Here is a 5,099-nt window from a genome sequence, read left to right as displayed (position 1 = left end):
TCCAGTAAGTGGCGCACGGCGGCGACGGCGTCCTCAGGCTCGGCGGATCGGGTGACCACCTCGAACACCTCGGTTCGGCGATCGAGAGCCCGGTGGATTGCGGTGAGGATGTCGAGGCGCGCTCGGTGGCGATCGGCGTCACGATCTCCTCGGTGTGATGGGTCGTCGATGTCGGCTAGTGGGCCGTCCCAGGTGAACACCGAATCGGGGAGTTCGTCGTGGACGGAGATGTCGGAGACCGCGGCGACGGCGATCTGTCCGGCGGACTCCATCCGCAGCGTCATCCCGGTCTCGTCGTCGAGCACCACAGTCATCGCAGCGGAGTCGCTCGTGCCGATCGGCACCGACCACCCTGGTCGCCCGTCGACAAGCACAGACGCCGCGGGCCCGACGTACGCGTCCTGACTCATCTTCATCAGCATCGACTCCGAGCCCAGGAGGTCGAGAGGATTGACCTGCCCGAGGAGCGGTAGAACGATGTCGGCCACCTGGCGCCTCATCTGGCCGTCGCCTCCCCGCAGCACCGTCGCGTCGGGACCTCGGACGTAGACCACCTCATCGCCCGACTCGATCCGCCACCGGTTCTGCGGACCGTGCCAGAACCGGAACCGGTCGTCGACCGGCGCTGCGTCATCGGCGACGGTGAACCGCAGTGAGGCGCTGAGGAACGACGTCCCGGCCGCCGCATGCCGGCCCATCAACTCGACCCAGGAGGGAACTCGGACATCCATGCGCCGAGACGCTACCCCCGCCACCTGCAGGGTCGGGCGTCATCGGGCAGTGTTGTCACCATGAGCGACCAGCAAGACCGCGCAACGATCGGCGTGATCGGCGGCACCGGCTTCTACTCCTTCTTCGACTCGGGATCGGAGGAGGTGGTCGTGGACACCCCGTTCGGCGCGCCCAGCGCCCCGATCTCCGTCGGAACCGTCGACGGCGTGCAGGTCGCGTTCGTGCCCCGACACGGCCGCAACCACGAGTACGCGCCGCACACCGTCCCGTACCGCGCCACCATGTGGGCGCTGCGGTCACTCGGTGTCCGACGCGTCTTCGCGCCGTGCGCGGTCGGCAGCCTCACGACCGACATCGGGCCGGGGACGTTGGTCATCCCCGACCAACTCGTCGACCGCACCTCGGGACGCACCCACACGTTCTTCGACACCTCGGCGGTGCACGTCAGCTTCGCGGATCCCTACTGCCCACAGCTGCGCTCCGCAGCACACTCGGCGGCGCCCGACTCCATCGACGGCGGGACGATGGTGGTCATCGAGGGACCGCGCTTCTCCACCCGCGCCGAGAGTCAGTGGTTCGCGCGCCAGGGTTGGACGCTGGTGAACATGACCGGGCACCCCGAGGCCGTCCTGGCCCGTGAGCTCAAGATGTGTTACGCCGCAGTCGCTCTCGTCACCGACACCGACGCCGGGGTCAGTGAGGGCGAGGGAGTGTCCGAAGCCGAGGTGTACGCGGTGTTCGAGAAGAGCCTGGAGATGCTCAAAGGTGTTCTGACACGATCGGTGGTGGCGGCTGACGCAATCGCCGACTGCGACTGCGCCCAGGGCGGCCACGACGTCGACGCACTGATCGCGAGCGTCTGATGAGCACCGTTCTGTTGACCGGCGCTGCCGGGTTCATCGGCTCCCACATCCGTGCGCAACTCGAGGCGCGGGGCCACGAGGTCGTCGCCGTCGACGGCATGATCCCGGCCGCGCACGGCCCCGACGCCACCGCGCCCGACGGCGTGACGGTCGCCAATCTCCGTACCGCGGACATCGATTCGATGCTCGGCGGCGTCGACGTCGTGTGTCATCAGGCCGCGATGGTCGGTGCAGGTGTCGATGCCCGGGACGCTCCCGACTACGCCGCCGACAACGACCTCGTCACCGCTCGACTGCTGGCCGCGATGTACCGGGCGGGCGTGAGCAGGCTGGTCCTCGCCTCGTCGATGGTGGTCTACGGCGACGGCACCTACACCGACGCCGTCGGCGCAACGGTCGACCCACCTGCGCGCACCACCGAGGCTCTCGAGGCCGGACACTTCGAGCGCTACCTCGCCGACGGCACCCCCGCGCAGTGGGCGCTCACACCGGAGAGCGCGCCGATCGCGCCCCGAAGCTATTACGCGGCAAGCAAAGCCGCGCAGGAGGCGTTCGCGAAGGCCTGGACCCTGGAGACCGGCGGCCAGGTCACCGCGCTGCGCTATCACAACGTCTACGGGCCGCACATGCCGCGCGACACCCCGTACGCCGGCGTCGCCGCCATCTTCCGGTCGCAGCTCGAGTCGGGCATGGCGCCCACGGTGTTCGAGGACGGCGGTCAGATGCGCGACTTCGTCCACGTCGACGACATCGCCCGGGCCAACGTCACGGCCATCGAGAGCACACCGCCGGGATTCGATGCATTCAATGTCTGTTCCGGACAGCCGATCACGATCGGCGAAGTGGCCGCCGAGCTGTGCAAGGCCATCGACGGACCGGACCCGGTGACCACCGGCCGCTTCCGGCCCGGCGACGTCCGACACATCGTCGCCGACCCGGCCCGCGCCACCGAGGTGCTCGGGTTCACCGCGTCGGTGTCGCCGGCCGACGGAATCCGCGAGTTCGCGACAGCGCCGCTGCGCTGACGAACCTCAGCCGCGGTGCAGCGGCAGGGTGACCTCGAAGCGGCTGCCGGGATGGCGGTTGCTCACCGAGATCCGTCCCTGGTGCGCCAGGACGAGGCCCTCGGCGATCGCGAGGCCCATGCCCGATCCGGCGGGGAGGCCGCGTTCGCCGGGCGGCGTCCGCGCGGCGGTGCCGCGGTAGGCGACGTCGAAGATCCGTGCCAGGTCGTCGTCGGCGATGCCGGGCCCGGTGTCGTCCACGCGGACCACCGCGCCGTCGGTGACCACCTCGATCCCGATGGTCACCGTGCCGCCCTCGGGGGTGTGCGCGATCGCGTTGATCACCAGGTTGGTCAGCACGCGAGCGAGCGCGCGGGTGTCGGCGTAGACGGGTACCACCGCGGGCGGCACCGACAACTCGAACCCGACGCCGGCGCGGGCCGCGGTCGGTGTCGACGCCGCGGCGACCTCGTCGACCACCTCGCGCAGATCCACCGCCTCGCGGTCCAGGCGCAGTGCCCCGGAGTTGATCTTCGACATCTCGAACAGGTCGTCGACCATTGCCGACAGCCGGATCGCGTCCTGGTCGATCAGCTGGGCGAATCGGGTCACCTCGGTGGTGTCGGTGACGACGCTGTCGGTGAGCGCCTCGGCGACGGCACGGATGTCGGCGAGCGGGGTCCGCAGATCGTGACTGATCCACGCGATCAGCTCTCGTCGGGAGTGCTCGGCGGCGCGTTCCTGGTCACGGATCTGCCGCTCCCACACCGTGCGTCGGGCCTGGAACCGGGCGAGCGCGACCGAGGCCGGGATGGCCACGAGGAAGACCGTCGCAAGGACGGTGACGGTGCGTTTGAGGTCGTTGGTGAACATGAACCCGCTGACGCCGATCAGGCCCGACAACAGCGCGACCAGCGGCGTCAACACCAGGATGACGTTGCTGACGACCAGCGAACGTCGCCGGACCAGCAGGAGGACCGCGGTGCCGGCCACGGTGACCGGGGTCGACCACAGCAGGGCCGTGACGACGATGGATCCGATGTCGTTGTCCATCAGCTGCTCCGGTCCCAGCGGTACCCCTGGCCCCAGACCGTCTCCAACGACGCGGCGTCGCCGAGCTTCGCGCGGAGTCGTTTGACGTGCACCGTGACCGTGGACATGTCTCCGAATGTCCACTCCCAGACCTCGGAGAGCAACTGTTCGCGGCTGAACACGACCCCGGGGTTGCCCAGGAAGAACGCCAGCAGGTCGAACTCACGCTTGGTCGTCGAGATCGCCCGACCCGACACCGTCACCGTCCGGGCGTCGGCATCGAGCACGATCACCCCGTCGCGGATCACCGGCGACGCACCCGCGCCGGTGGTGTCGATGCTCGGCGTGACGGTGCCGGAGCGGCGCAGGACCGAGGCCACCCGCAACGCCAGCTCACGCGGACTGAACGGTTTGGTGACGTAGTCGTCGGCACCCGCCTCGAATCCGACCACCCGGTCCTCCTCCTCGCCGAGCGCGGTGAGCAGGATGACCGGCACCTGTCGGTGTGCGCCCGAGCGCATGGCCCGCAGCGCACTGAGACCGTCGAGCACCGGCATCATCACGTCCAGGATGACCAGGTCGATGTCGGCGCCGGCGCGGCCGGCCCGGTCCAGGGCCTCCAACGCCTGCGCCCCGTCGTCGACCATCTCGACCTCGACGCCGTCGCGCTCGAGGTAGCGCCGGACGACGTCGCTGACCACGGGGTTGTCATCGGCGAGCAGGACGCGCGAGCGCCGGCCGTCGGCAGGGACGCTCACCAGTACGTGAACACCAGGTGGTTGATCAGCAACGCCGTGGCCACCTGCCCGGCCAGCCACACGCGTGTCCAGCGCGGTGGGATCAGGGCGGTGGTCACCAACGTCCACATGCTGAACGGCAGCCAGATGCGTTCGGTCTCGGCCTTGCTCAGGGCACTGAGGTCGGCGATGAGCATCGCGAGCAGCGCAGCGAGGCCGAGCACGACCACTGCGTTGCGGGTGCGGATCGGGGTCCAGCGCATGCTGCGGCCGAGGCCGATCGCGACCGCCGGACCCACTGCGCACAGCGTCGCGGCGAAGTTGCCCCACACCCAGTACGAGAACGGGCGGTCGCTGGCGATGCCCTGGTAGTAGCGGTCGGTGACCAGGTGATATCCGTCCAGCCACCAGAACCCGAACGCCGCGAAGACGCCCACGACGACGAGGGCGGCGGGGATCGCGTAGAGCAGTGGACGCCACTGCCGGGCGATGATCAGGACGCCGAGGGCGATCACCCCCATGAGGGTGAGTCCGTAATTGAGGAAGATGCCCCAGCCCAGGACGAGGCCGGAGGCGATGCCCGCGGTCGCCGTCCACCGGGTCTGCGTCGAGGTCGATGCGATGGCGAGCAGCGCGATGCCCCACGCGGCGACACCCATGAAGTAGCCGTCGGCCGAGACGCCGATCCACACCGCACCCGGTGTGAGGGCGAGGAACGGCGCGATGCGACG

5 protein-coding genes and 1 pseudogene are annotated in these 5,099 nt (G+C 69.6%); 2 read left to right on the top strand and 4 right to left on the bottom strand.

Annotation, left to right across the window (positions count from 1 at the left end; genetic code table 11):
* Positions 1 to 731 (bottom strand): hypothetical protein (locus JHC79_RS13060; protein WP_296391416.1); only part of this gene is annotated, 731 nt, incomplete at its 3' end.
* A 60-nt stretch (positions 732 to 791) separates the two neighbouring features.
* On the opposite strand from JHC79_RS13060, the gene JHC79_RS13055 reads away from it, so the two are divergent.
* Both JHC79_RS13055 and JHC79_RS13050 read left to right on the top strand, forming a co-directional pair.
* Complete coding sequence (locus JHC79_RS13055) at positions 792 to 1,595, top strand: S-methyl-5'-thioadenosine phosphorylase (protein ID WP_296391414.1); 804 nt, start codon at positions 792 to 794, stop codon at positions 1,593 to 1,595.
* Entirely contained in the window at positions 1,595 to 2,620 is a 1,026-nt protein-coding gene (locus tag JHC79_RS13050; protein WP_296391411.1) for an NAD(P)-dependent oxidoreductase, read from the top strand. Before JHC79_RS13055 ends, JHC79_RS13050 begins: the two co-directional genes overlap by 1 nt.
* 6 nt (positions 2,621 to 2,626) lie before the next feature.
* Here the strand turns inward: JHC79_RS13050 and JHC79_RS13045 are convergent, their stop codons facing one another.
* The 3 genes and pseudogenes from JHC79_RS13045 to JHC79_RS13035 form a co-directional block, all read right to left on the bottom strand.
* Complete coding sequence (locus JHC79_RS13045; protein WP_296391410.1) at positions 2,627 to 3,652, bottom strand: HAMP domain-containing sensor histidine kinase; 1,026 nt, start codon at positions 3,650 to 3,652, stop codon at positions 2,627 to 2,629.
* Entirely contained in the window at positions 3,652 to 4,389 is a 738-nt protein-coding gene (locus JHC79_RS13040; RefSeq protein ID WP_296391408.1) for a response regulator transcription factor, read from the bottom strand. Before JHC79_RS13040 ends, JHC79_RS13045 begins: the two co-directional genes overlap by 1 nt.
* Positions 4,386 to 5,099 (bottom strand): annotated as a pseudogene (locus JHC79_RS13035) (hypothetical protein); the annotation flags it as partial. The pseudogene JHC79_RS13035 and the gene JHC79_RS13040, both read right to left, overlap by 4 nt.

Origin of the sequence: Williamsia sp. (genome assembly GCF_016462415.1) — a bacterium.
Taxonomy (GTDB): Bacteria; Actinomycetota; Actinomycetes; order Mycobacteriales; family Mycobacteriaceae; genus Williamsia_A.
Note: the sequence above shows the minus strand (reverse complement) of the source record. Positions and strands in the feature narration are given on the sequence as shown.

Coding starts and splice junctions, on each gene's coding strand:
- JHC79_RS13055 (WP_296391414.1), top strand. CDS start 792: ATGAGCGACCAGCAAGACCGCGCAACGATCGGCGTGATCGGCGGCACC.
- JHC79_RS13045 (WP_296391410.1), bottom strand. CDS start 3,652: ATGGACAACGACATCGGATCCATCGTCGTCACGGCCCTGCTGTGGTCG.
- JHC79_RS13050 (WP_296391411.1), top strand. CDS start 1,595: ATGAGCACCGTTCTGTTGACCGGCGCTGCCGGGTTCATCGGCTCCCAC.